The organism is Corallococcus sp. 4LFB, from assembly GCF_046520365.1.
Lineage (GTDB): Bacteria > Myxococcota > Myxococcia > Myxococcales > Myxococcaceae > Corallococcus > Corallococcus caeni.
The window spans coordinates 1-26738 of sequence record NZ_JBKGHJ010000053.1 but is presented as its reverse complement, the minus strand read 5'-3'; the positions used below and the strand labels follow the sequence as shown (position 1 = coordinate 26738).

The window sequence follows — 26738 nt, the reverse complement described above, 5'->3', positions numbered from 1 at the left end:
CATAGGCGACCAGCCGCTTGTCGCCGGGACGGTCCTCCCGTGCCATCACCAGCGCCTGCCGCACACCGGCCACGGAGGACAGCGCCGCCTCAATCTCTCCCAACTCGATGCGGTAGCCGCGCACCTTCACCTGCTCGTCCAACCGCCCCAGGTACTCCAGCCTCCCGTCCTCCAGCCTGCGCGCCGCATCCCCCGTGCGGTACATCCGCTCGCCGGCTTCTCCGTGAGGATTGGGGATGAAGCGCTCCGCGGTCAGTTCCGGCCGCCGCAAGTACCCGCGCGCCAGCCCCGCTCCAGCGACGTACAGCTCGCCCGCGACTCCCGGCGGCACCGGCTCCCACCGCGCGTCCAGCACGTACGCGCGCAGGTCTCCAATGGGTACGCCAATCAGGCTCGCGCTCTTCTCCGCGTCCCGCGAGCCCAGCGCATGGTGCGTCACGTGCACCGTGGTCTCGGTGATGCCGTACATGTTCACCAGCAGCGGCGCGTCGGCTTCGTGCCTCTCGTACCAGGGCTTCAGCCGCTGGAAGTCCAGCCGCTCTCCGCCGAACACCACGCTTCGCAGGGCCAGCGGCAGCTTCAACTGCCCGTCCGCCTCCAGCAGTTGGTAGAAGGCCGAGGGCGTCTGGTTGAGCACCGTCACGCCTTCCCTGGACAGCAGCTCCAGGAAGGCGGACGGCGAGCGCCTCACCGCGTCGGGCACCACCACCACGCGCCCGCCATACAGCAGCGCGCCCCAGATTTCCCACACCGAGAAGTCGAAGGCGAGCGAATGGAAGAAGCTCCACACGTCGCGCTCGCTGAAGCCAAACTGCGACGTCGCCTGGAAGAGCCGCAGCACGTTGCCGTGTTGCAGCAGCGCGCCCTTGGGCTTGCCCGTGGAGCCGGAGGTGTAGATGACATAGGCCAGGTGCCCGGGCCCGCTGAGCGGCGGGAGGTTGGCGTCGGGCAGTCCCGCCACCGTCGGCCAGTCCCGGTCCAGGCACCACAGCGGCTGGCGCGCACCGGCCAGGCGCTCCACGAAGGACTCCTGGGTGAGCACCAGGGCGGGCCGCGCGTCGTCCAGCATGCCCAGCAGCCGCTGCGCGGGATAGTCCGGGTCCAGCGGCAGGTAGGCACCGCCGGCCTTGAGGATGGCGAGCAGGGCCACCAGCATGTCGATGCCGCGCGAGGCGCACAGGCCCACCAGCACGTCGGCCCGACGCCCAGGGCGCGCAGGTGGTGCGCCAGCCGGTTGGCGCGCGCGTTGAGCTCGCCGTAGGCCAGGGAGTGGCCCTCGTGGGTGAGCGCCACCGCCTGGGGCCGGCGGGCCGCCTGCGCCTCGAAGAGCCCGTGCAGCGTGCCCTCCACCTCGTAGTGCGACGCCGCGTTGCACGCCGCCAGCAGCGACTTGCGCTCCTCCGCATCCAGCAGCGGCAGCCGTGAAATGCGCGTTTGAGGCGCGTCGCATGCGGCCTCGGCCAGGCACTCCAGGTGGTGGTGCCAGCGCGCGAGGGTCGCGGCGTCGAACAGGTCGGTGTTGTAGACGTAGTCGACCAGGAGCCGGTCGCCCGTCATGCGCATCTCGACCTTGAGCTCGAAGTCGGCCTGGACGCCCAGTTCGCTCGGCCGGCTGGCGATGCGCAGGCCCTCGGCCGAGGTGAAGTCATCGAGCGCGCCGCCCAGCTCCGCGTCGTCGTAGAAGTTGAGCACCACTTGCGCGTAGGGCATGTACGAGGCGTCGCGGCTGGCCACCAGATGCTTGAGCACCAGCTCGAACGGCAACGGGTAGTCGTGCACCGAGAGCACCTGCCGCGCGGTGGCGTCCAGCACGTCGGCGAACGAGCTGTCCTCGCGGGCCGTGCTGCGCAGCGTGACGATGTTGGCGAAGATGCCGATCAGGTTCTCCGTGCCGTAGGACCGGTTCGCCGACAGGCTGCCCAGGCACAGGTCGTTCTGCCCCGTCAGGCGGTGGAACAGCGCCTTGAACGCCGCGGCCATGACCATGAACAGCGTCGCGCGCGAGGCACCACCCAGGGCCGCGAGGCGCCGCGTCAGCGCGGGCGACAGCGCGGCGCGGTGCACCTGCCGCGGTAGGTCATGGCCGCTGGACGCGGCCGGTCGGTGGGCAGCGACAGCAGGTCGGGGGCGCCCGCGAGCTGTTCCTTCCAGTAGTCGAGCTGTTCGCGCAACGCCGGGCCGCTGAACTGCCGGCGCTCCCAATCGCAGTAGTCGACGTACTGGATGGGCAGCGGCGCGAGCGGCAGGCCGTCGTAAAGCCGCATCACCTCCTCCAGCAGCACCCGGAACGACCAGCCGTCGTAGAGGATGTGGTGCAGCGTGAGCAGCAGCACGTGCTCGCCCTCGGCGGCCTTGAGCAGGCGCACGCGGAACAGCGGTCCCTGCTCCAGGTGGAAGGGCGTGGCCGCCTCCTCGCGAACCCTGCGCGCGACGGCGTCGCTCGCTTGCGCCGCGCCGAGCCCGCTGAAGTCCTCCACCGCCACGCGCAGGGGCGCTGGTGGCGCAATCACCTGCCCGGGCACGCCGGAGCGGTGGGTGAAGGTGGTGCGCAGCGGCTCGTGGCGCGCCACCAGCAGGTCGAAGGCGCGCGCGAGGCGCTGTGCGTCCCAGGCACCGGACAGCGTGAGCGCCACCGGCATGCTGTAGGACAGGACTCCGGGCTGGTACTGCTCCAGGAACCAGAAGCGGTTCTGCGCGTAGGACAGCGGCGCCGTGCCCTGGCGCGGCACCGGTTCGATGCGCGCCGTCACACGCTGGCGCGTGCCGCGCCCGGCCTCGATGCGCGCGGCCAGCTCGGCCACGCTGGGCGCCTCGAACAGGGCACGCAGCTGCAGCTCCACCTCCAGCTGCGCGCGCACCTTGGAAATCACGCGCGTGGCCAGCAGCGAATGGCCGCCCAGGTGGAAGAAGTTGTCGTGGATGCCCACGCGGTCCAGGCCCAGCACCTCCGCCCAGATGCGCGCGGTGGCCTCCTCCATGGGCGTGCGCGGCGCGACGTAGCCTGCCTCGCCGCGCGTGAGGTCGGGTGCGGGCAGCGCCTTCTTGTTCACCTTGCCATTGGGCGTGAGCGGCAGCGCGTCCAGCACGACGACGTGCGCCGGCACCATGTAGGCCGGCAGTTGCTCGCGCAGCCGCTCCAGCACCGTGTGCTGCAACCCGGCCTGCCGCTCCTCCGAGTACGGCTCGTGCGCCAGTGCGCGCAGCGACGCGTCGTCCGCGCCCGCCGCCGGGTACAGGGCCGACCAGTCGATGGCGCGCGGCGCCCGCAGGAACACCGCGTGCAGCCCTCCCTCGCCGCCCGAGGCGAGCGCGAAACGCACGGTGTAGCCGCGCTCGGCGGCCAGCGCCTCCAGGCGCACCGGGTCCACGCCCGGCAGGGGCTGGGCGTCCAGCTCGCGCGCGAGCTCGGCCGCCGTCGCCTCATCGGCCATCCGGTGCAGCAGGCCGTGCGCCGCGCGCATCGAGGCGAGCCGCGCCTGCGGGATGTCGCGCACGGCCAGGGATGGCGGCGCCTCGCGCGTGAGCCGCTGGCGCACGGCCTCCTCGCTCTCCCAGCCTTGCCAGTCCGGCGCGAGCTCGGCCGCCGCCTGGCCCACGGAGATGATCACGTCGTAGCGGAAGCGCGTCAGCTCGTTGTCCACCTGGCCGCGCTTGGGCAGGACGTTGATGCCGCTGATGCGCGGGAAGCGCCGGCGCAGCGCGAAGAACCAGGCCGGGTCGACCAGCAGCTCGGCCTCGCGGCGAGCGTTCTGCGTCGCCAGTTGCCGCAGCTCGCCGACGCGGGCGTCAGGCTCGGCCTGGTGCAGGGCCATGGAGGCGTGCAGCAGCTCCAGCAGGCCGGCGTGCCGGAGGTCGCCCACGAACACGTGGCCGGACGCACCGAGCTGCCCGAGCGCGCCCTCCAGCACGGTGTCCAGGTAGGCCAGGCTCGGGAAGTACTGCGCCACCGAGTTGATGACCACGGTGTCGAAGGGGCCGCCGGGCAGGTCGCGTAGCGCATCCGCCGGGCGCTGCAGCAGCGAGAGCTCGCAGGGCATGGGCTCGCGCGCGGCCAGGCCGCGGCGCAGCTTGTCCAGCACCACGCCCGAGAGGTCGGTGCCGCAGTACCGCGTGCACGACGGCGCCAGGCGGTGCAGCAGCAGGCCGGTGCCGCAGCCAATCTCCAACACCCGCTCCGGCTCGAGCGCGCGGATGCGCGCCACCGTCTGGTCCACCCACTCGTGCATCTGCGCGGCCGGGATGGGTTGGCGGTCATAGCTGCTGGTCCACCCCGAGAGGTCGAAGGTCAGGTCGTCCGGCGTGGCCGTCTGGCCGTAGATCTGGTCGAACACCTGGTTCATGCCGGCGACCTGCTCGGCTTCGGCCAACGGCGCCGCGCGGCGTTGGAGCAGGCCCACGTGTGGCGCGGCACGCCCGTTGGCGTGGGCCCGCGCGTCGCGCTCGCGCACGGCGTAGATCTGGTAGACGCCCGTGCCCTGCATGGCGCGCTTCTGGTGCACCACGCAGCCGAAGCCGTGGCCCGCCAGCAGACGGCGGATGGTGTCGACGCGGCCGTCGATGTCGTGCGTCTCGATGACCAGCTGGCGGATCTTCGGCCAGTCGCCGGGCTCGATGCCCGACAGCACGTCGAGTTCGCTCTTCTCGACATCGAGCTTCAGCAGGTCGATGCGCTCCACGCCCGTCTCGCGGAGGGCCTGCGACAGCGTGATGATGCGGCAGGGATGGACCTCGGCCTCGAACTTGCCTTCGAGCAGTTCGTCCAGGAAGGAGCCCGACTCCTCCGACTGGTTCCTCAGGAACCGCTCGGTGAGCGCCCGTTCGGTCCGGGCATCCGCGTACAGGCCCGAGTTGACGGACATGTTGCGGTAGTAGTGGATCTGGGTGGTCTGCTCGCGGTCGGACAGGCCGAACGGCATGGCGGTGGCGCCCGGCGCGTGGAGCGCTACGTTGCGGGCCATCACGTCGAACATCGGCGGCACCGGCTCGAAGGAGTAGACGCGGGGGCGGGCGCAGCGGTCGTGCACGAACAGCGTGAACAGGCCGATGTTGGCGCCGACGTCGAACACCACGCAGTCGTCGTCCAGCGTGATGCCGTGCTGCAGGTAGACCTCCTCCTCGAAGATCTCCTCGAACACGGCACGCGTCTCATGCTGGTTGAGGTGGGCGATGCGGATGCCGTTGGGCAGCTCGTAGCGGTCCTGTGCGTCCTCTTCCTGCGCGCTCGGCACCACATAGGCGACCAGCCGCTTGTCGCCGGGACGGTCCTCCCGTGCCATCACCAGCGCCTGCCGCACACCGGCCACGGAGGACAGCGCCGCCTCAATCTCTCCCAACTCGATGCGGTAGCCGCGCACCTTCACCTGCTCGTCCAACCGCCCCAGGTACTCCAGCCTCCCGTCCTCCAGCCTGCGCGCCGCATCCCCCGTGCGGTACATCCGCTCGCCGGCTTCTCCGTGAGGATTGGGGATGAAGCGCTCCGCGGTCAGTTCCGGCCGCCGCAAGTACCCGCGCGCCAGCCCCGCTCCAGCGACGTACAGCTCGCCCGCGACTCCCGGCGGCACCGGCTCCCACCGCGCGTCCAGCACGTACGCGCGCAGGTCTCCAATGGGTACGCCAATCAGGCTCGCGCTCTTCTCCGCGTCCCGCGAGCCCAGCGCATGGTGCGTCACGTGCACCGTGGTCTCGGTGATGCCGTACATGTTCACCAGCAGCGGCGCGTCGGCTTCGTGCCTCTCGTACCAGGGCTTCAGCCGCTGGAAGTCCAGCCGCTCTCCGCCGAACACCACGCTTCGCAGGGCCAGCGGCAGCTTCAACTGCCCGTCCGCCTCCAGCAGTTGGTAGAAGGCCGAGGGCGTCTGGTTGAGCACCGTCACGCCTTCCCTGGACAGCAGCTCCAGGAAGGCGGACGGCGAGCGCCTCACCGCGTCGGGCACCACCACCACGCGCCCGCCATACAGCAGCGCGCCCCAGATTTCCCACACCGAGAAGTCGAAGGCGAGCGAATGGAAGAAGCTCCACACGTCGCGCTCGCTGAAGCCAAACTGCGACGTCGCCTGGAAGAGCCGCAGCACGTTGCCGTGTTGCAGCAGCGCGCCCTTGGGCTTGCCCGTGGAGCCGGAGGTGTAGATGACATAGGCCAGGTGCCCGGGCCCGCTGAGCGGCGGGAGGTTGGCGTCGGGCAGTCCCGCCACCGTCGGCCAGTCCCGGTCCAGGCACCACAGCGGCTGGCGCGCACCGGCCAGGCGCTCCACGAAGGACTCCTGGGTGAGCACCAGGGCGGGCCGCGCGTCGTCCAGCATGCCCAGCAGCCGCTGCGCGGGATAGTCCGGGTCCAGCGGCAGGTAGGCACCGCCGGCCTTGAGGATGGCGAGCAGGGCCACCAGCATGTCGATGCCGCGCGAGGCGCACAGGCCCACCAGCACGTCGGCCCGACGCCCAGGGCGCGCAGGTGGTGCGCCAGCCGGTTGGCGCGCGCGTTGAGCTCGCCGTAGGCCAGGGAGTGGCCCTCGTGGGTGAGCGCCACCGCCTGGGGCCGGCGGGCCGCCTGCGCCTCGAAGAGCCCGTGCAGCGTGCCCTCCACCTCGTAGTGCGACGCCGCGTTGCACGCCGCCAGCAGCGACTTGCGCTCCTCCGCATCCAGCAGCGGCAGCCGTGAAATGCGCGTCTGGGGCCGCGCGACCGCGGCCTCCACCAGCACCAGGAAGTGCCGCGCCATGCGTTCGATGGTCGAGCGGTCGAACAGGTCGGTGCTGTATTCGATGAAGGCCCGCAGTCGCTCGCCCGCCTCCGCGAAGTCGAAGAAGAGGTCGAACTTGGCGGTCTGGCTGCGCGCCGCGTCGGGCTCCAACACCAGCTCTGGCAGGGCCAGCCGTCCCATGGGCGCGTTCTGCAGGCCCAGCATCACCTGAAACAGCGGCGTGTGGCTCAGATGCCGCTCCGGCGCCAGGACGTCCACCAGCTGCTCGAAGGGCAGGTCCTGGTGGGCATAGGCCTCCAGCGCCGTGCGCCGCAGCTGCTCCACGAGGTCCAGGAAGCTCGGGTCGTCCTCCAGGCGCGTGCGCAGCACCAGGGTGTTGACGAAGAAGCCAATCAAAGGCTCGAGCTCGCCGCGAGTGCGGTTGGCGATGGCCGTTCCGATGCAGACGTCGTGCTGACCGCTGTAGCGCGACAGCAGGACATTGAGCGCGGCGGCCAGCGGCATGAAGAGCGTCCCCCCGGAGCGCAGGCCCAGCGCGCGCAAACCCGCGGTGACCTCGGGCGGCACCTCGAAGGAATGCGTGGCGCCACGGTGGCTCTGGGTCGCCGGCCGCGGCCGGTCGGTGGGCAGCGTCAGCAGCGTCGGCGCCCCGTCCAGCCTGGCCTTCCAGTACGCCACCTGCCTGTCCAGCTCCTCGCCGGACAGCACCTGGCGCTGCCACTGGGCGAAGTCCGCATACTGGATTTGCAGCTCGGGAAGGGGCGAGGGACGGTTCTGCGCGAACGCCGCGTAGAGCGCGCCAAGCTCACGCACCAGCACGCCCATCGACCAGCCGTCGGCGACGATGTGATGCAGGGTGAGCAGCATCAGATGTTCCGCCGCCTCCAGCCGCAGCAGCCTGAAGCGGATCGGCGGTCCTTCGGCCAGATTGAACGGCGTGCGCGCTTCCTCCTGCATCCGCGCCAGCGCCTGGGTTTCCCGCTCGCCGCCGGGCAGCGCGCTCAGGTCTTCCTGCGCCAGTGTCAGCGCCAGGTGCGGCATGATCTGCTGGAACGGCGCGCCGTCGCTCACGACGAAGCGGGTGCGCAGGGCTTCATGGCGCCGCACGACTTCATTCAGGCTCGCATGCAGCGCCGCGATGTCGAGCCGGCCGCGCATCCGCACCGCCACCGGGACGTTGTAGAACGGGTTGCCTGGCTCCAGCTCGTTCAAGAACCACAGCCGCTGCTGCGCGAACGAGAGCGGAAGCGGCTTGTCGCGCGCGACGCGCACCAGCGGTACCCGCGCCTCGCTCCTCGCGTTGCGCGCGGCCAGAAAGGCGATCAGCGCCTCGCGGTTGGCGCGAATGCGCTCGCGCAGCTCGCTGCTGATGTTGCCCTTGGGCGCGCCAGCCGGAGGTTCGATCCATCGACCGCGAGCGTCGCGCCGGCCGCGGCGATTTCGGTCAGGAGGTCGTCAAGCGTGGTGCGGACGGCGGTGTCGGACGGTGACAAGGCGGGTTCCTTCGTAAGGAGTTGATGGGCGCGCGGGGCGGGAAGGGGGCTAGAGCAGCTCCTCGACCCACTCCTGTTCCGTCCGCGCCGGCTCATCGGTTCGCGGCCTGGGGGCTGACCGCTGTTCGAGCCGCTGGCCCATCTTCGCCACGGTCGGGTCCTCGAACAGCGCCTGCAGGGGCAGGTCCTCCCCGAAGCGCGCGCGCAGCCTGGAGATCGCCTGGGTCGCCAGCAGCGAGTGGCCGCCAAGGCTGAAGAAGTTGTCGTGGATGCCGACCTTGTCCAGGCCGAGGACCTCCGCCCAGATCGCGGCGAGCTCCTGCTCCAGCGGCGTCCGGGGGGCGACAAAGCCTTCCTCGCTGCGAACGGCCTGCGGCACCGGCAAGGCCTTCCGGTCCACCTTGCCGTTCGGGGTGAGCGGCAGGGCCTCCAGCGCCACGAAGGCCGAGGGCACCATGAAGCCGGGCAGCCGCTGCGCGAGGAAGGCGCGCAGCGCATCCGCGTCCGGGGCCGGCTGCTCCGGGGAGGGCACGCCGTAGGCCACCAGCCGCTTGTCACCCGGAACGTCCTCGCGCACCACGGCCACCGCCTCGCGGAGGGCCGGGTGGGCGCGCAGCGCGGCCTCCACCTCGCCCAGCTCGATGCGGAAGCCGCGCACCTTGACCTGGTTGTCGATACGGCCGAGGAACTCGAGCACCCCGTCCGGCCGCCAGCGCGCCAGGTCTCCCGTGCGGTAGAGGCGCTCTCCGGGGCGCGAGGAGAGGGGGTCGGGGATGAAGCGCTCCGCGGTCAGCTCCGGGCGGGAGAGGTAGCCGCGCGCCAGGCCGTCGCCCCCGATGAAGAGCTCACCCGGCACGCCCACGGGCACCGGCCGCAGCCGCGCGTCGAGCAGGTACACCCGGGTGTTGGCGATGGGGTGGCCGATGGGCACCGAGGTGCCCACCTGCTCCGGCCGCGTCATGCGGTGGCAGGAGGTGAAGAGCGTGCTCTCCGTCGGGCCGTAGCAGGCGGTGACGGGGATGCCCAGCTCCTCGATGGCGCGGCGGACGTGAGGCGCGGAGACGACGTCGCCGCCGGTGAGCAGCTGCCGCAGGCCCCGCAGGCTGTCGAACTCCAGGTCCACCATCTGCGCGAAGAGGCCCGCGGTGAGGTGCAGGGTGGTGACGCCGTGGTGGCGCAGCACGTGGGCGAGCAGCTTCAGGTCACTGGGGGACTGGGGCGGGAAGACGACGAGCCTGCCCCCGAAGAGCAGCGGACCCCAGACCTCCAGCGTGGAGGCGTCGAAGGAGATGGGGGCAATGAGGAGGAAGGTCTCCTCGGGGCCGAGGTGGGCGTAGTGGATGCCGTGGAAGAGGCGCAGGACGGAGCGGTGCTCGATGGCAACGGCCTTCGGACGCCCGGTGGTGCCGGAGGTGAACATCACGTAGGCGAGGCTGTCGCCGCCCACGCCAGGCACGTCGAGAGAGGCGTCCGGCCAGGCGGCGAGCCGCGCGCGCCAGTCGGGACCGAAGACGAAGGAGGAGGGGAAGAGCGGCGAGAGTGCGTCGGCGAAGGAAGGCTGGGTGAGCAGCAGGTGGGCGCCGACGTCCTGGAGCATCGAGGCCAGACGCTCGCGAGGGTCGGAGGCGTCGAGCGGGACGTAGGCACCCCCGGCCTTGAGGATGGCGAGGAGGGAGACGATGAGCTCGAAGGAGCGCTCCAGGCAGAGGGCGACGCGCGAGCCGTGGCGGACGCCGAGGGTGCGCAGGTGGCTTGCGAGCTGATTGGAGAGGGCGTCGAGCTGGCGGTACGTCAGGTGCGCGTCGCCGAGGACGAGGGCGACCGCGTCGGGAGTTCGCTCGGCCTGATGGGAGAAGAGGACGTGGAGCGGCGTGTCGCGCGGGTACTCCGCGCGCGTGTCGTTCCACGCCACCAGCACCTGCTGGCGCTCCGCGGGCGTCAGGTGGGAGAGGGTGTCGAGGGGCGCGTCGGGCTCGGCGCACAGCGACTCGAGGAGCACGCGGTGGTGCTCCATCATCCGGGAGATGGTGGCCGCGTCGAAGAGGTCGGTGCTGTAGCCGAGGGTGCCGGTGAGCCCCTCGGCCGTCTGCGTCAGGCTGTAGTCGAGGTCGAACTTCGCGGTCGCGGCTTCGAGCTCCTGGAGGCGCAGCCGCAGGCCTGGCAGCTCCATCGCGCCCATGGGCGTGTTCTGCAGCGCGAAGAGGACCTGGAAGAGCGGCGAGCGGCTCGGGTCGCGCCGTGGCTGGAGCTGCTCGACGAGCTTCTCGAAGGGGACGTCCTGGTGCGCGTAGGCGGCCAGGGTGGACTGCTTCACCTGACGCAGCAGGGCGCGGAAGGACGCGCGAGCGTCGATGCGGGCACGCAGGACGAGCGAGTTGACGAAGAAGCCGATGAGGCCCTCCGTCTCGGCGCGGTTGCGGTTGGCGATGGGGGAGCCAACGACGACGTCGTCCTGTCCGGAGTAGCGGGAGAGCAGGAGCTGGAAGGAAGCCAGCAGCACCATGAAGGGCGTGGCGCCCTCCTGCCATGCCAGGGCCTGCACGGCGTCGGAGAGGGACCGGGGCAGGCTGACGGGGAGCGAGGCGCCTCGAAAGGACTGGATGGCCGGGCGAGGCCTGTCGGTGGGCAGCTCCAGCGCGGCGGGCATGTCGGCGAGCTGCTTGCGCCAGAAGTCGAGCTGGGACTGGAGGACCTCGCCCTGGAGCCACTGGCGTTGCCAGGCGGCGAAGTCCGCGTACTGCACGGGCAGCGGGGGCAGCGGGGCCGGCTGGCCGGAGAGGAAGGCCCGGTAGAGCGCCGCCAGCTCGCGCACCATCACGCCCACGGACCAGCCGTCCGAGACGATGTGATGCAGCGTGACCAGCAGGGCATGCCGTGTGCGCTCCAGCCGCAGCAGGCGCACTCGCACCACGGGCCCGTTCGTCAAATCGAACGGGCGCTGAGCCTCCTCGATGGCCAGACGCTGGGCCTCGCGCTCGCGCTCCTCGGGCGCGAGGTGCGTCAGGTCGATGAGGGGCAGGGGCGGCGGCGCCGTGGGATGGATGACCTGGACGGGCACATCGCCGTCGCGTGGGAAGGTGGTGCGCAACACCTCGTGGCGATCCACCAGCGCGGTGAGGCCCTGCTCGAAGGCACGGAGGTCCAGCTCGCCCTCCAGCCACACCACTCCGGGCACGTTGTAGAAGGCGCTCCCGGGCTGGAGCTGATCGAGGAACCACAGGCGCTGCTGGGCGAAGGACACCGGCAGCGGCCCGGTGCGCGGCACCGGCACCAGGGGCGGCGCGGAAGGTGCTCCGCGCTGACGCCGGGCCTCCACCCGCTCCGCGAGCGCGGCGACGGTCGGTGCGGTGAAGAACTCGGCCAGCGGCAGCTCCACGCCGAACGTCGCGCGGACCCGGGAGACGACCTGGGTCGCGAGCAGCGAGTGTCCCCCCAGGGCGAAGAAGTCGTCCTCCGCGCCGAAGGTGTCGAGCTTGAGGACGTCGGCCCAGAGCGCGGCGAGCTGGCGCTCGGTGTCCGTGGAAGGCGGACGCGAGGGGGCGCGGGCCACGGCGGACGCGTCGGGCACGGGCAGGGCCTCGCGGTCCACCTTGCCGTTGGCGTTGAGGGGCAGGGACTCGAGACGCACGAAGGCCGCGGGCACCATGGACTCGGGCAGGTGCTCGAGCAGGGCGGCACGGAGTCCGGCCGCGGTGAGCGCGGAAGGCGTGCCCGGCACGACGTAGGCGACGAGGCGCTTGTCTCCGGGCACGTCCTCGCGGAGCAGGACGAGGGCGTCACGCACACCGGGCAGCTGGCGGAGCGCGGCCTCGACTTCGCCCGGCTCGATGCGGAAGCCGCGCAGCTTCACCTGGAAGTCGGTGCGGCCCAGGAAGTCCAGGGTCCCGTCCGCCAGCCAGCGCACCTGGTCGCCCGTGCGGTAGAGGCGCGCGCCGGGCTCCGTGCCGAAGGGGTTGGGGAGGAAGCGCTCCGCGGTGAGGTCCGCGCGGTGGAGGTAGCCCCAGGCCAGGCCCTCGCCGCCCACATACAGCTCGCCGGGCATGCCCACGGGCACCGGGTGCAGGGCCCTGTCCAGCACGTAGGCCGTGGAGTTGGAGATGGGGCCGCCAATGGGGAGCGAAGCGCCGACAGGGGTCGCGGGCGCCAGCGACTGGGACGTGGAGAACGTCGTGTTCTCCGTGGGGCCATAGACGTGAAGGAAGCGCGTGCCCTGGCGCATGCGCAGCAGGTGCTCGCGAGCACGGGCCATGGGCATGGCCTCGCCACCCGCCAGCACCTGCGGCACGCCTCCCAGTGCTTCGCCGTGGTGCTCCACCATCTGGGCGAAGAGGGCCGTCGTGAGGAAGAGCGCCGAGACGCCGTGGCGCCGCAGCAGGCCCGCGACCTCCTCCAGTGACAGGGCGTGGGGAGGCGGCAGCACGAGGCGAGCGCCGTGCAGCAGCGAGCCCCAGAGCTCCAGGGTGGAGGCATCGAAGGCGACGGGGGCGAGCTGGAGGAAGACCTCCTGGGGCCCGAAGCGCATGTAGGAGGTGCCCAGCACCAGCCGCGCAACGGCGCGGTGAGGAATGCAGACGCCCTTGGGCCGGCCGGTGGAGCCGGAGGTGAACATCACGTAGGCGAGGCTGTCGCCGCCCACGCCGGGCACGTCGGGGGAAGCGTCTGGCCAGGCGGCGAGCCGCGCGCGCCAGTCGGGACCGAAGACGAAGGAGGAGGGGAAGAGCGGCGAGAGTGCGTCGGCGAAGGAAGGCTGGGTGAGCAGCAGGTGGGCGCCGACGTCCTGGAGCATCGAGGCCAGACGCTCGCGAGGGTCGGAGGCGTCGAGCGGGACGTAGGCACCCCCGGCCTTGAGGATGGCGAGGAGGGAGACGATGAGCTCGAAGGAGCGCTCCAGGCAGAGGGCGACGCGCGAGCCGTGGCGGACGCCGAGGGTGCGCAGGTGGCTTGCGAGCTGATTGGAGAGGGCGTCGAGCTGGCGGTACGTCAGGTGCGCGTCGCCGAGGACGAGGGCGACCGCGTCGGGAGTGCGCTCGGCCTGACGGGAGAAGAGGACGTGGAGCGGCGTGTCACGCGGGTACTGCGCGCGCGTGTCGTTCCACGCCACCAGCACCTGCTGGCGCTCCTGCTCCTGGAGGAAGGAGAGGTCGCGCAACCGGCGCGCCTCACCCGAGGCAAGCCCCTCGAGCGCCAGCCGCACGTGCTCCAGCAGCCGCGCGGCCGTCGCCTCGTCGTAACGGGCGGTGTCGAACGTCAGCTGGAGGCGGAGCTCCGCGCCCGGGACCACCGCGAGCACGAGCGGATAGTGGGTGCGCTCCCGCATGCGCACGTTCGTAATGGCCACCCCGGACGCGCGCTCCGTCAGGGCCGCGTCCAGCGGGTAGTTCTCGAAGACGAAGAGCGACTCGAAGAGCGGCGTCCCGCGTGGCACGTCGCTCCACGACTGCACCTGCACCAGCGGGCAGTGCTCGTGCTGCCGCAGCTCCACCTGCCGCGCCTGGAGCTGCTGGAGCCAGGGCACCACCTCCGTCCCCGATTCCACCTGGACGCGCGCGGGCAGCGAGTTGATGAACAGCCCCACCCTCTCTTCGACACCGGGCAGCTCCGGCGGACGGCCGGAGACGGTGACGCCGAAGAGCACGTCCTCCTCGCCGCTGTAGCGGGAGAGCATCAGCGCCCACGCGCCCTGCGCCAGCGTGCCCACCGTCAGCTCGTGCCGCCGCGCGAAGGCCTGCAGCGCCGCCGTGACGTTCGCGGGCAGCTTCAGCACCCGCTCTCCACCCTCCACCACCGCCGCGCCCGCGGGGACCGGCTTCGCCCCGGGCAGCGCGTCGGCGCGGTGAAGCCCGCCAGCGCCTTGCGCCACCACGGCTCGGAGCTGGCCGTGTCCTGCTGTCCCAGCCAGGCGATGTAGTCGCGGAAGGCCGGCGCGGGTTCCAGCCGGAGCGCCTGTCCTCGCGCCGCGGCCTCGTAGGACCCGAGGAGCCGCCGCAGCACGACGCCCACGCTCCAGCCGTCCATCAGCAGGTGGTGGAAGCTCCAGACGCAGTGCCAGTCCTCCTCCGCCATCCGGATGACGGTCAGCCGCGAGAGCGGAGCCTGTCCCAGGTCGAAGCCACGCTCCCGCTCCTCGCGGAGGAAGGACTCCCACCGGGCCGGCCGCTCCAGGGCCGGCACCTGCCGCCAGTCCAGCTCCCGCCAGGGCAGCTCCACCTTCGGGGACACCCCCTGCAGCGGCTGCTCCAGCCCCTCCCACACGAAGCGGGTGCGGAACACCGGCTCGCGCGCCACCACGGCTTCCCAGGCCTGCTTCAGCGCCGCGACATCCAGCGGGCGGATGGCCCAGGTGAGCTGCTCGAAGTAGTGGCCTCCGCCGGGCGCGAGCCGGGCGTGGAAGAGCATGCCCTGCTGGGTGGGGGAGAGCGGGTAGAGGTCCTCGAGGTCGGGCCCGGTCTGCCGCAGCAGCGGCTCGAGCGACTGTCGGGAGAGGCCCGCCAGGGGGAAGTCGCCCGGGGAGAAGCGGCGGGCGTCCTCGGAGGCGCGCAGGGAGATGAGGGCACGCAGGTGGTGGACGAAGCGCCGCGCCAGCGACTCGATGGTGGCCGCGTGGTGCAGGTGGGTGCTGTAGCCGAAGGAGAACTGGAGCTGCCCGTCGAGCACGGAGCCGTTGAGCTCCAGTGCATGCAGGCGCGAGTCCGAAGGCGCGGCGGCAGGCCCCGTGGGCTCGGGGCTCATGGAGAACAGACGGCTGGCGGCGACCGTGCCATCGAGCTGGCCGAGGTAGTTGAAGGCGACCTGCGGCGCGGGAAGTGCCTGGAGCTGCCGGGCGAGGTCCGTCGGCCCCAGCCACTTCAGCAGGCCGAAGCCCAGGCCGTGGTGGGGCAGGCGGCGCAGTCCGTCGCGCACGCCGCGCAGGCCCTCACCGACCGAGTCGCTCGCGGAGACGGGCAGCAGCACGGGGACGAAGGAGGTGAACCAGCCCACGGTGCGTGAGAGGTCCACGTCGTCGAAGAGCTCCTCGCGGCCATGGCCCTCGAGGTGGACCAGGACGTGGGACTGGCCGGTCCACTCGCCCAGGGCGCGGGCCAGGGCGGAGAGCAGCACGTCGTTGATGTGGGCTCGCCAGGCGGCGGGCACCTCCTGGAGCAGCAGCTTCGTCTCCCCGGCATCCAGGCGGATGGAGACGGAGCGCTCGGAGGCGTGGGTGTTGGGGCCGGAGGCGTCGGTGGGGAGCGGGGCCACCTGCGCGCGGGCCGCGTCCAACCAGAGCGGCGCCTCGGCCCGCAGGGCCTCGGAGTGGGCATGGGCGTGCAGGCGGCGAGCCCAGGACTGGAACGAGGTGCTCTTGGGGGGGAGCCCCGCCTGGAGATAGGCGGACTCGAGATCCTCGAGGATCACGCGCCAGGAGACAGCATCCACCACCAGGTGATGCGCGACGAGCAGCAGGCGCTGCTGGCCGTTCCCGAGCAGGAAGAGGGCGGCGCGCAGCAGGGGCGGCTGCGCCAGGACGAAGCGGGCCTGCAGGCGCGAGGCCTCGGCTTCGAGCGCGGCGGGCTGCTCGGAGGTGGGCGTGGAGGAGAGGTCCACCTGGAGCAGGTGGACGGACGCCTCGTCGGGGCTGGCGTTGTCCTGCCGCCACTCGCCCTCGTGCCGGCGCAGGCGCAGGCGCAAGGCGTCGTGGTGGGCCACCACGCGCGCGAGGGCCTTCTCCAGGAGCGCGGCCTCCAGCGGCTCACGCGAGGCCAGGAGCACGGCCTGGTTGAAGTGGTGGACGTGGACCGCGTCGTGCGCCAGCAGCTGGAGCTGGACGGGGGTGAGTGGCACCAGGCCGGTGACGGGGCCCTGCTCGCCGAGCGCCTGGGATGTGGACTCCACCACCCGGGCGAGCTGCGCCACCGTCTGATGCTGGAAGAGCTGGCGGGTGGAGAGGGCGAGGCCGGCCTGGCGCGCACGCGCGACGACCTGGAGGCTGATGATGGAGTCGCCACCCAGCTCGAAGAAGTTGTCGTGGATGCCCACCTGCTTCAGCCCGAGCACCTGGGCCCAGCTGTCACACAGGCGCTGCTCCACGTCGTCGCGGGGCGCGACGTAGGCGGAGCGCGGCTCGGCGCGGGACAGGTCCGGAGCGGGCAGCGCCTTCCTGTTCACCTTGCCGCTGGCCGTCAGCGGGAGGGCCTCCAGGGGCACGAAGGCCGAGGGGAGCATGGACTCGGGCAGCTTCGTCTTGAGGAAGTCACGCACCTCGGAGGGGGAGGGCGGCTGCCCACCCGAGGGCGGCACCCCGTAGGCCACCAGCCGCTTGTCGCCCGAGGCGCCCTCCTGCACCACCACCACGGCCTGGCGCACCTGGGGGTGCTGCTCCAGGGCCGCTTCGAGTTCCCCCAGCTCGATGCGCAGCCCGCGCACCTTCACCTGGAAGTCGAGCCGGCCCAGGTACTCGATGTCGCCATCGGCCAGCCAGCGCGCCTGGTCTCCGGTGCGGTAGAGACGGGCACCCGGCTCGGGGGAGAACGGATCCGGCACGAAGCGCTCGGCGGTGAGCTCCGGACGGGCGATGTAGCCGCGGCCCACCGGGATGCCGCCGATGAAGAGCTCTCCGGGCACGCCCGCGGGCACCGGCCGCAGGTGCGCATCGAGGATGCGCATGAGGGCATTGGAGATGGGGCGGCCAATGGGGATGGAGCGCAGGCCGTGCTGGGGCTGGCAGTGGAAGGAGGTGACCTCGATGGCGGTCTCGGTGGGGCCGTAGAGGTTGTGCAGCTGGGCGGAGGGCAGCCGCCGCAGGCAACGCCAGGCGAGCTCGGGGGAGAGTGCCTCACCGCCGCTCACCACCCGGCGCAGGCTGGAGCAGCGCTCCAGGCCGGGCTGCTCCAGGAAGGGATGGAGCATGGAGGGCACGAAGTGCGTGGTGGTGATGTGCTGCTCGTGGATGAGGCGCAGCAGGTAGTCGGGCTCCTGGTGGCCACCGGGGCGGGCCACCACGAGGCGCGCGCCCGTGATGAGCGGCCAGAAGAACTCCCAGACGGAGATGTCGAAGCTGTAGGGCGTCTTCTGCAGCACGACGTCGTCGGCGCCCAGCCCATCCACTTGCTGCAACCAGAGCAGGCGGTTGCAGACGGCGCGGTGGGCATTCATGGCGCCCTTGGGGCGGCCGGTGGAGCCGGAGGTGAAGATGACGTAGGCGAGGTTGTCGGGCGTGGCCAGGGCGGCGGGCGGGTGCGTGGGCAGGGCGCGCAGCGACGCGTCCCCGAGGGCCAGGGACACCACGCAGGCCCCCGGCGCCTCCGGCAGGTGCGCCATCAGGGCGGGCTGCGCCAGCAGCACCGCGGGACGCGCATCCTCCAGCATCCACTCCAGGCGCTGGCGGGGGTAGGCGGGGTCGAGGGGGACGTAGGCGCCGCCGGCCTTGAGGATGGCGAGGAGGCCCACCACCAACTCGAGGGAGCGCTCCGCGCACAGCCCGACGCGCACCTCGGGGCCGACGCCGAGCGAGCGCAGGTGCCAGGCCAGCTGATTGGAGCGCTCCTCCAGCTCGCGGTAGGAGAGCCAGCTGTCCTCGAAGCCCAGGGCCGGCGCTTCCGGCGTGCGAGCCACCTGGGCCTCGAAGAGGTGGTGGATGCAGGTGTCGGTGGCCAGGGGCGCGCGGTGTCGTTCCACGCCACCAGCACCTGGTGGCGCTCGGCCTCGGTGAGCAGGGGCAGCTCGGCGATGCGCTGCTCGGGCCGGGCGACGACACCTTCCAGCAGCCGCCGCAGGTGGCCCACGAGGCGCACCAGGGTCGCGGGCTCGAAGAGGCCGGTGGCGTACTCCAGTGAGCCCGCCAGTCCCTGCGCGGACTCGGCGAGGGAGAGCTTGAGGTCGAACTGCGCGGTGCGGCTCTCCAGCTCCACGGGGTCCAGCGTCAGCCCGGGGAGGGAGAGGGCCGGCAGGGGATCCGGCTGGAGCACGAGCATGACCTGGAAGAGGGGGCCGCGGCCCAGGTCGCGCGCGGGCCGAAGCTGCTCCACCAGCTTCTCGAAGGGCACATCCTGGTGGGCGAACGCGCCCAGCGTTGTCGCTCGCACCCGCTGCAGCAGCTCGCGGAAGGAGGGGTTGCCCTCCAGTCGCGTGCGCAGCACGAGCGTGTTGACGAAGAAGCCGATGAGGCCCTGCGTCTCCGGGCGGGAGCGGCCCGCGATGGGAGCGCCGACGCTGAGGTCCTCCTCCCCTGAGTGACGATGCAGCAGCACCTGGAAGGCGGCCAGCAGGAGCATGAAGGGGGTGACGCCCTCCTGCCAGGCCAGGGCCTTGAGCGCCTCCCACGTCGCGGCGGGCACTCGCACCGGGACGCTGGCGCCGCGGTGGTCCCGCACGGGCGGCCGCGGCTTGTCGGTGGGCAGGTCCAGGTGAGCGGGAGCGCCGGCCAGTTGCTGCCTCCACCAGGACAGCTGGCGCTCCAGCTCCTCACCCCGCAGCCACTGGCGCTGCCAGAGGGCGTAGTCGGCGTACTGGACGGGCAACGGGGGCAGGGGCGAGGGCAGGCCCTGGCGGAAGGCCGCGTAGAGGGAGGCCACCTCGCGCACCAGCACGCCCATGGAGCCGCCGTCGGAGACGATGTGGTGCATGCACAGCACCAGCACGTGCTCGGTGTCGGACAGGCGCAGCAGGGTGGTGCGCAGCAGCGGGCCGCGCGTCAGCTCGAAGGGGCGCAGGGCCTCCTCGTAGGCCCGGCGCAGCACCTCGGCCTCACGCTCTTCAGGGGCAAGCGCGCCCAGGTCCACCCGGGCCAGCGCCACGTGGACTTCGGGGTGGATGCGCTGGGAGGCGAGTCCGTGCTCGGAGTGGATGGTGGTGCGAAGCGACTCGTGGCGGCGGACCAGCTCGGCGAAGGTGCGCTCCAGGGCGGAGGTATCCAGCACGCCGCGCAGCCGCACCGCCGCGGGGATGTTGTAGAGCGCGCCGCCCGGCTCCAGCTCGTCGAGGAACCACAGCCGCTGCTGGGCGAAGGACAGGGGCAGGGACTGCTCGCGGGAGGCACGAGGCAGGGCGCCGGTGGAGTCCCGGCGCGCGCCGGCGAGCCGCCCCGCCAGCTCGGCCAGCGTGGACCCGCCCAGCACGACATGCAGGGGCAGCGCCACGCCGAGGCCCTGCTCCACCTCGTACGTCAGCTCCACCGCCGCCAGCGAGTCCAGGCCGTAGCGGGTGAGCGGCTCATCCCGCGCCACCGCCTGGGGGGCCACATTCAGCCGGCGGGGCCAGCCGCGGCCGCAGCCACTCCTCCAGGGCCTCCCGGCGTCGCCGGCAGCGCCTCGGACCCGGCGGCGTCGCGCGTGCGGGTGGCGGGCGGCAGCTCGGGCACGTCGGCCTGCTGCTCGCGCCAGGAGGCCACCTCCTGCAGCTCGCCAGAGAGGAAGGCCGCGCGGCACGCCCGGCGCTGGAGCTTGCCGCTGGAAGTCTTGGGCAGGCTGCCAGCAGCGATGAGGGTGAGCGCATGCAGCCGCAGCTCATGCCCCGTGGCCACCTGCTGGCTGATGGCGCGCGCGACCTCCTCGACCGCCACGGGCTGCCGGCGCGTGTCCGCCTCGTACACCAGCACGAGCCGCTCTTCTGCCTCCACCTCCACCGAGAAGGCCACGCCACACCCCGGCCTCAGCGTGGCGTGAGCCCGCTCCGCCGTCAGCTCGAGGTCCTGGGGGTGGTGGTTGCGGCCTCGGACGATGATGAGGTCCTTGATGCGGCCGGTGATGAAGAGCTCCTGGCCCTGGAGGAAGCCCTGGTCCCCGGTGCGCAGGAACGGCCCGGCGCCGTCGGAGGTGCGCGCCTGGAAGTCGCGCGCGGTGTCTTCGGGACGGCCCCAATAGCCCCGGGCCACGCTCGGGCCCTTCACCCACACCTCGCCCACTTCACCGGAAGCGCACGGCACGCGCGTCTCCGGGTGCACCACGCGCACTTCCTGGTCCTGGAGCGAGTGCCCGCAGCCCACCAGGGTCTGGCTGTGCGGCTGCCCGGGCCCGGCCGGTTCGGCACGGCCCTCCCGCAGCCGGCGCGTGTCCAGGGACTGCCGCACGGGGAGCGCGCTCACCTCACCGCCGGAGACGATGAGGGTGCCCTCGGCCAGGCCATAGCAGGGGTAGAAGGCCTCGCGGCGGAAGCCGCTGGGGGCGAAGGCCTGGGCGAAGCGCTCCAGGGTCTCCGGGCGGATGGGCTCGGCGCCGCAGAAGGCCACCTCCCAGTGGCTCAGGTCCAGGGAGGCGCGCTCGGCCTCGGTCGTCTTTCGCACGCACAGGTCGAAGGCGAAGTTGGGCCCGCCGCTGATGGTGCCGTGGTTGCGAGAGAGCACCTCCAGCCAGCGCAGCGGCCGCCGCAGGAAGGTCAACGGCGACAGGAGGGTGGTGGCGAAGCCTCCGTACAGCGTGCCGAGGATGCCGCCGATGAGCCCCATGTCATGGTAGGGCGGCAGCCAGATGACGCCCGCGCTGTCCGCGCGCATGCGGAACGCGCCGTGGATGAGGCCGAGGTTGTGGAGGAGGTTGGCGTGGGTGAGCTCCACCCCCTTGGGCGTCCCGGTGGAGCCGGAGGTGTACTGCAGGAAGGCCAGCGAGTCCGCCCGCGGCGGCGGCCTCCGCCAGCCCGCCTCCGCTCCCTCCGGCAGCGCGTCGGTGGCGACCCAGCGCAGCGCCCGCAGCTCCGGCGCCAACTCGCAGAGGGCCTCCGCCATGGAGGCGATGAAGGAGGTGGTGAGCACCACCGTGGCCCGGGCATCCTGAATGATGGCTTGCAGTCGCGGCAGCGTGCGCTCGAGCCGGAGCGGATCCGGTGGATATGCAGGCACCGCCACCATGCCCGCCGCGAGGCAGCCGAAGAAGCCGGCGACGTACTCCAATCCTGGGGGATAGATGAGCACCGCGCGCGCGCCGGGCCTTGCGTGCTGCTGGAGGTCCGCGCCGATGGCCCGTGCCCGCCGCAGGAGCGTGGCCCTGTCCATCGACTCCCGCTCGCTGTCCTCGTCCCCGACAAAGGTGAACAGGGGCGTGGTGGGGCCCTGTTCCGTGCGCTCCTCGAGCAGGGTCGGCAGGGTCGAGATGCCAGCGGCAGCAACGGAGGGCTTCATGCTCGGGCTTCCTCATGCGTGGCCCGGACCGAGCTGGCCAAGCACCTTGGAGTTCAGCTGTTGCTGTCAATCCGGACATTAGGCAAGTCGTGTCCTTCCTCCAACCTCCAATGGATGTTGGGGGATTCCACTCGGTGTGGCGCGCTCCGGTTGGGATTTGGAGTTTGTCTTTCGCTCAGGCGGCCAGGGTTCTTCGCCGCTATCCTGGTCACCATGACCGGACCGCGAGTGAAGACCTGTGCGACGTGCGGGCGCGTCATCGCGGCCCATGCGGTGTACTACCGCTTCAGCCTGGTGCTGGAAGGGGAGCAGGACCTCCTCGACCCCTCGGATGACGTGGCTGGCGATCCCGCGGAGGCGCTCGCGGCGTTGGTCCGGCGGCTGGATGAGGGCTCCGCGGATCCCGGTGAGCTGGAGGCACAGGTGCACTGGGAGCGCAGCGGGGTCGTCTGCTCCGAATGCCGCTCCGTGGCGATGCGATTGCTCAGCACCGCCACGGAGGGCACGGAACCCCATTGAGGGTCACTGGATCCGGATCGCGTACTTGCCCAGGTGGTGCTTGAGCACCTCCTGCTGGGCCTTCGCGGCTTCCTCCAGCGCGTAGATGCGGCCGATCTCCAGGTGGAACGGGCCGGCTTCAATCAGCGCGTTCATGCGTTTCAAGACGTCGCCGCCGGGGATGCCGTCGTAGGCCTTGGCCTGGATGCCTTCAGGGACCTTGGGCGCCGGCTCCACTCCGTTCGGCCAGACGATGCGCCCCTTCTTGCTCATGTGCTGGAGCGCCTTCTCCGCGGCGTCGCCGCTCGCCAGCACCAGTGCCGCGTCAAAGCCGTCCGGCGCGAAGTCCCTGCAGGCCTTGGCGAGGTCTCCCTTGCGGCCATCCACGGCCGCGTCCGCGCCGATCCTCCGGGCCAGCTCCACCCCGTCCTCTCCCGATGCCACCGCCAGCACCTTGGCTCCCAGCCGCTTCGCGAATTGCACCGCCATGTGGCCAACGCCACCATTGGCTCCAAAGATGAGCAGGCGTTCTCCGGCCTTGAGATGAAGGTGATCCTCCAGGCCCTCCAGCGCGGTGAGTCCGTCCGCGGCGAGCGTCGCCGCCTGTTCCACCTTCAGGCCCTTGGGAATCTTCGCCGCTTGGTCCGCCTTCACGACGACGTACTCCGCGTAGAAGCCTCCCTTGCTGCTCATGAACGCGGAGCCATAGACCTGGTCGCCGACCTGATGGTCCTTCACGTTCTTGCCCACGGCGACGATCTCCCCCGCTCCGTCCGCTCCAGGCACGTAGGGGAACTTCGGACCGCCCGGGATCATCTCGGCCATCTGGCCCTCGCGCTCCATCCAGTCCCAGGCGCCAATGCCCGCCGCCGCGACGCGGACGAGGACTTCATCCTCGCCGCAGGTGGGCACGGAGACGGTCTTGATGCCCAGGACCTCTGGACCGCCGAAGCGGTCGAGCGCTGCGGCCTTCATCTTGTCGGGAATGCTTGCTGGCATGCTGTGACTCCTTCACGGGGAATGCCTGTCCTCGGAGACGATGCGCACTCCGCGTGCCACGACCAGCAGGCGCAGTCCCCCCGGCGCCTATCCCCTCCCTCGTGAATCGGGCATCCTGGCGGCTCCTGGCTTCACGGGGGAAACATGCACTCAGGCAAGGAAGCCATCGTCCTCATCCATGGCTCGGACTCCAAGCAGCGGGACTCCGGCCGGGCCTGCTGACCGAAGGACTGCTCAAGGTCCCCGAGGGTGTGGTCGTCACGCAGCAGGGGCCCATCACCATCCAGGGTGCCAGCGGCCTCCAGTTCCAGGTCACGCGTCACGAGGACGGCGCGAAGCGCTCCGTGGATGTCTATGAAGCGTTCTGGGCGGACCTCATCCCGTCGCTCACCCGGATGGGGCTCCGGGCCCGCGTGCTGGGCGGGCTGGAGCTGCTGGTCTACTGGGGCTTCTCCCGCGTCTGGAAGGGCTTCCTGCGACGCAAGGTGCTGACGTCCAGCCACCTCGTCGGGCTCGTCTTCCTGCTGTACTGGTACCTGTCCACGCTGCTGCTGTTCTTCTCCGCCCTGCAGCAGGACCCGACCTTCCCGGCGATGGCGCTGCCGGACACCACCGTGAGCGCCGCGAACGCGATGCTCAAGGGCCTGGCCCGCGTCGTCGCGCCCGTGGCCGCGAGCCTGGGCGGCTGGAAGGGCTGGGTGCTCCTGTCCATCGTCATGGGCGCGCTCCCCGTCCACCGGGCCGTGGATGTCGCGAACCTCGCCCATCGCTACCTGACCGATGCGCTGGTGGGAAACGGCGTCGTCGGCCTGCGCACGGAGCTGCGCAGCCGCGTCAGCGCCACGCTCCGGGCCGTCGTCGAGAGCGGGACGTATTCGCGGGTGACCGTGGTGGCCCACAGCTTCGGCGCCGCGATGGCAGTGGACGTGCTCGCCGACTTCCGCTCCAGGTCCGGGACCCCCATCCGGCTCGTCACGCTGGGCGGCCCCCTGGAGCTGCTCGCGCGCCGGGCGGACTGGCTGGACAAGGAGATCCAGCGGTGCGCCGCCAATGAGCAGCTCATCCAGTGGCTCGACTTCTATTCGGAGGAGGACTGGTTCTGCACGAAGACCCCCTTTCGCGCGGACGACACGCGGCTCATCCACCGCCCCATCCAGCAGAAGGCTTCGCTGGGCGCCAGGCTGTCGGGCGAGACGCACAACCGCTATCTCGGAGACGCGCGGGTGCTGCAGGCGCTGCTGGAGCCCGTGCCGGCGCCCGCTTCGGAGTCGCCGGCTTCGGAGCCCGTCAGTCCAAGAGCTGCATGAGGTCCGCGCGCGTGAGCGCGGTGCCTCCCGAGGCGCCCCCGAGCGCGGCCTCGAAGAGGGCCCGCTTCTTCTCCTGGAGCAGGAGGATCTTCTCCTCCACCGTGCCCTGGGACACCATCCGGTAGACCATCACCGGCCGCTGCTGCCCGATGCGGTGCGCCCGGTCCGCCGCCTGCGCCTCCACCGACGGGTTCCACCACGGATCCACCAGGAAGACGTGGTCCGCCGCGGTGAGGTTGAGCCCCGTCGCTCCCGCCTTCAACGAGATGAGCATGACGGGCGCTCCCTTCGCGTCCTGGAAGGACGTCGCCACCGCGCCGCGGTTCGCCGTGCTGCCATCCAGGCGGATGAAGGCGATGTCCGCCTCGCTCAGCGCGGGCTCGATGAGGTCCAGCATCGACGTCCACTGTGAGAACACCAGCGCCTTGTGTCCGTCCGCCACCGCCGTGCCGAGCGCCTCCACCAGCGCCTGCACCTTCGAGGACGTCCTCGCCTGCTGCCCCGGCACCAGCGCCGGATGACAGGCGGCCTGCCTCAGCCGGAGCAGCGCCTCCAGCGCCTTCATCACGCTGCCGCCCTCCTCGAGCTGCGACACCACCTCCTCGCGGGTCGCGGCGTGGACCGCGTCGTAGACGGCGCGCTCCTGCTCGGTGAGGGTGACGTGCCGCACGGCCTCCGTGCGCGGGGCAGCTCCGGCGCCACGTCGCGCTTGAGCCTGCGCAACACGAAGGGCCGGATGCGCGCGCGCAGGGCCTCCGCGGCGCCCTTCTGGTTCTCCGACACCGGCCGGGCCCAGCGCTCCTCGAACGCCTTGCGCCCGCCCAGCAGGCCCCGGTTGGTGAAGTGCATCAGGCTCCACAGCTCCTCGAGCCGGTTCTCGATGGGCGTGCCGCTGAGCGCGATGCGGAAGCCCGCGTCCAGCTCGTACGCCGCCCGCGCCACCTGGCTGTCCGGGTTCTTGATGGCCTGCGCCTCATCCAGCACCACCGTGTCCCACGTCCTCGCCGCCAGGAGGGCCGCGTCCAGGCGCAGGAGCGCGTACGTGGTGAGCGTCACGTCCGCGGACTCGTCCAGCGTGCGCCCCACGCCGTGATAGACGGACACCTTCAGCGACGGGCGGAAGCGCTTCACCTCCGCCTCCCAGTTGGGCAGCACGCTCGTGGGCGCCACGACCAGCGTTCCTTTGCCCAGCGTGCAGATGGTCTGCAGCGTCTTGCCCAGCCCCATGTCGTCCGCGAGCACGCCTCCCAGCCCCGCCTGCCGCAGGAAGGTGAGCCAGCTCACGCCCTGCAACTGGTAGGGGCGCAGCGTCGCGGTGAGGTCCTTCGGGAGCTGGGGCTCGGGCAGCTTCTGGAAGCCCTGCACCAGGGGCGCCAGCCGCTCCATGACGGGCGGGGCGGGGTGCTCCAGGGCCTCGCACAGGCCGGTGAGCTGGGGGATGGCGTGGTTCGCGAGCCGGCCGTCCCGCTCGCGCGCGGCCAGCAGGTCCGTCACGCGCTGGCCGTGGACCCTCAGCCAGCCCGTGGGCAGGGGCGCCCAGCCTCCGCCCTCCAGCGGCACCAGCCCCAGGCCTTCCTCCCAGGCCCGCATCACCGCGCCCGCGTCCACGGTGCGCTTCTCGCCAGGGCCCAGGCCCTCCACCTGGAAGTCGAGCGAGAAGCCCACGCGCGGCACGCCCGCGTCGCTGGTGGCCGTGTCCAGCGTGAGCAGCGGCTTGAGCTTCACGTCGGGGCTGACCACGCCCGCGGCGTTGCCCGTGAGGCCTCCGCGCCACTTGCGCAGCTTGTCCGCGAGCTGCACGGCCTCCTTGCCGTGGACCGTCACGCGCCGGCCCGGCGCCATGTTCAGCTCGTCCCTCAGCTGGTGGATGAGCTTCGTCTCCGTGGGCTCGTCGCGCACGGGCGCGGCGCCCTGGAGGTACACCAGCCGCCCGTTGTCGATGCGCGCGGTGGGAGGGGAGCCGTACACCAGCGTGGGCAGCACGGAGAGCCCCGCGTCGAGCTTGTCGAGCTCCAGCGAGATGCGCGGCTTGAGCGTCCGGTCGATGGGCGGCAGCCGCCGGCTCTTCACGTCCACCGGCATGCGCCGCGCGAAGTCCGGCAGCACCTTGCCCGTCAGGTCCGCCAGCTGCTCCGGGAGAAGGCGCGCTCCTGGGGCAGGTTCTCCAGCCGCGCGCCCGTGAGGGGCTGCTCGCCCAGCCGGCAGAGCGCTCCGGCGGCCAGCGCGACGCCGGGGCTCACCAGCTCGGTGATGCGCGGATCCCTCTCCACCTTGAGCACGGTCTGCTCGCCCCGGTCCTCCACGGTGACGCGGGGGAGGAGCGGCTCGCTGGAGACGGAGACGAACGCCCCGTCGAACATGACCGTGCGCGCCTTCTCCAGCACGTGCAGCAGGGCGTCCAGCTTGCTCTGCGGCAGCGCGCCCCGCGTGGGCTGCGCGAGCAGCCTGTCCGCGAGCAGGTCACACGGGTCCACGTGGATGCGCGCGGCCTCCACCGGGTTCTGGAGCACGGACGCCAGGCTCCGGGCCAGGAGCCTGGCGGTGTTGTCCGGCCGGACCACCAGCCGCTCCAGCTGGAGGCCGCCGTCCACGCGCTTGAAGCGGTACACCAGCCGCTCCGGCTTCGGCGCGGCGCCGGGGCGCGAGGCCAGGGAGGCGGG

The 26738-nt window shown here is 71.8% G+C and carries 7 protein-coding genes and 4 pseudogenes; 2 read left to right on the top strand and 9 right to left on the bottom strand.

The features are described from left to right. From ACLEQD_RS08745 to ACLEQD_RS08715, 7 genes and pseudogenes are all read right to left on the bottom strand, one after another. Positions 1-2064: pseudogene (locus ACLEQD_RS08745) on the bottom strand (non-ribosomal peptide synthetase); the annotation flags it as partial. Further along, the gene (locus ACLEQD_RS08740) at positions 2034-4226 is read right to left on the bottom strand and encodes a condensation domain-containing protein (protein ID WP_410383050.1); all 2193 of its coding nucleotides are present in this window, start codon (positions 4224-4226) and stop codon (positions 2034-2036) included. The gene ACLEQD_RS08740 and the pseudogene ACLEQD_RS08745, both read right to left, overlap by 31 nt. 294 nt (positions 4227-4520) lie before the next feature. Beyond that, positions 4521-7969 (bottom strand): annotated as a pseudogene (locus ACLEQD_RS08735) (amino acid adenylation domain-containing protein); the annotation flags it as partial. Positions 7970-8239: 270 nt separating this feature from the next. Then, positions 8240-14050, bottom strand: coding sequence for an amino acid adenylation domain-containing protein (locus ACLEQD_RS08730; protein ID WP_410383049.1), 5811 nt, complete (start codon positions 14048-14050; stop codon positions 8240-8242). After that, positions 13948-17841, bottom strand: a complete 3894-nt coding sequence (locus tag ACLEQD_RS08725) for an amino acid adenylation domain-containing protein (protein WP_410383048.1) — start codon at positions 17839-17841, stop codon at positions 13948-13950. Before ACLEQD_RS08725 ends, ACLEQD_RS08730 begins: the two co-directional genes overlap by 103 nt. Positions 17842-17909: 68 nt before the next feature. Beyond that, positions 17910-19388: pseudogene (locus tag ACLEQD_RS08720) on the bottom strand (condensation domain-containing protein); the annotation flags it as partial. Between the two features lie 17 nt (positions 19389-19405). Further along, positions 19406-21274, bottom strand: a complete 1869-nt coding sequence (locus ACLEQD_RS08715) for a fatty acyl-AMP ligase (RefSeq protein ID WP_410383047.1) — start codon at positions 21272-21274, stop codon at positions 19406-19408. A gap of 228 nt (positions 21275-21502) precedes the next feature. Here ACLEQD_RS08715 and ACLEQD_RS08710 point away from each other — a divergent pair, with 228 nt between their 5' ends. Next, on the top strand, positions 21503-21793 hold the full coding sequence (locus ACLEQD_RS08710) for a hypothetical protein (protein ID WP_410383046.1): 291 nt from the start codon (positions 21503-21505) through the stop codon (positions 21791-21793). Positions 21794-21796: 3 nt separating this feature from the next. On the opposite strand, the gene ACLEQD_RS08705 is transcribed toward ACLEQD_RS08710, so the two are convergent. After that, complete coding sequence (locus ACLEQD_RS08705) at positions 21797-22771, bottom strand: NADP-dependent oxidoreductase (protein WP_410383045.1); 975 nt, start codon at positions 22769-22771, stop codon at positions 21797-21799. Positions 22772-23022: 251 nt separating this feature from the next. Here ACLEQD_RS08705 and ACLEQD_RS08700 point away from each other — a divergent pair, with 251 nt between their 5' ends. Continuing rightward, positions 23023-24078: a lipase family protein gene (locus ACLEQD_RS08700; RefSeq protein ID WP_410383044.1), complete on the top strand. Its 1056-nt coding sequence runs from the start codon at positions 23023-23025 to the stop codon at positions 24076-24078. Here ACLEQD_RS08700 and ACLEQD_RS08695 read toward each other — a convergent pair. After that, positions 24059-26738, bottom strand: a pseudogene (locus ACLEQD_RS08695) (DEAD/DEAH box helicase); the annotation flags it as partial. The gene ACLEQD_RS08700 and the pseudogene ACLEQD_RS08695 sit on opposite strands and share 20 nt — an antisense overlap.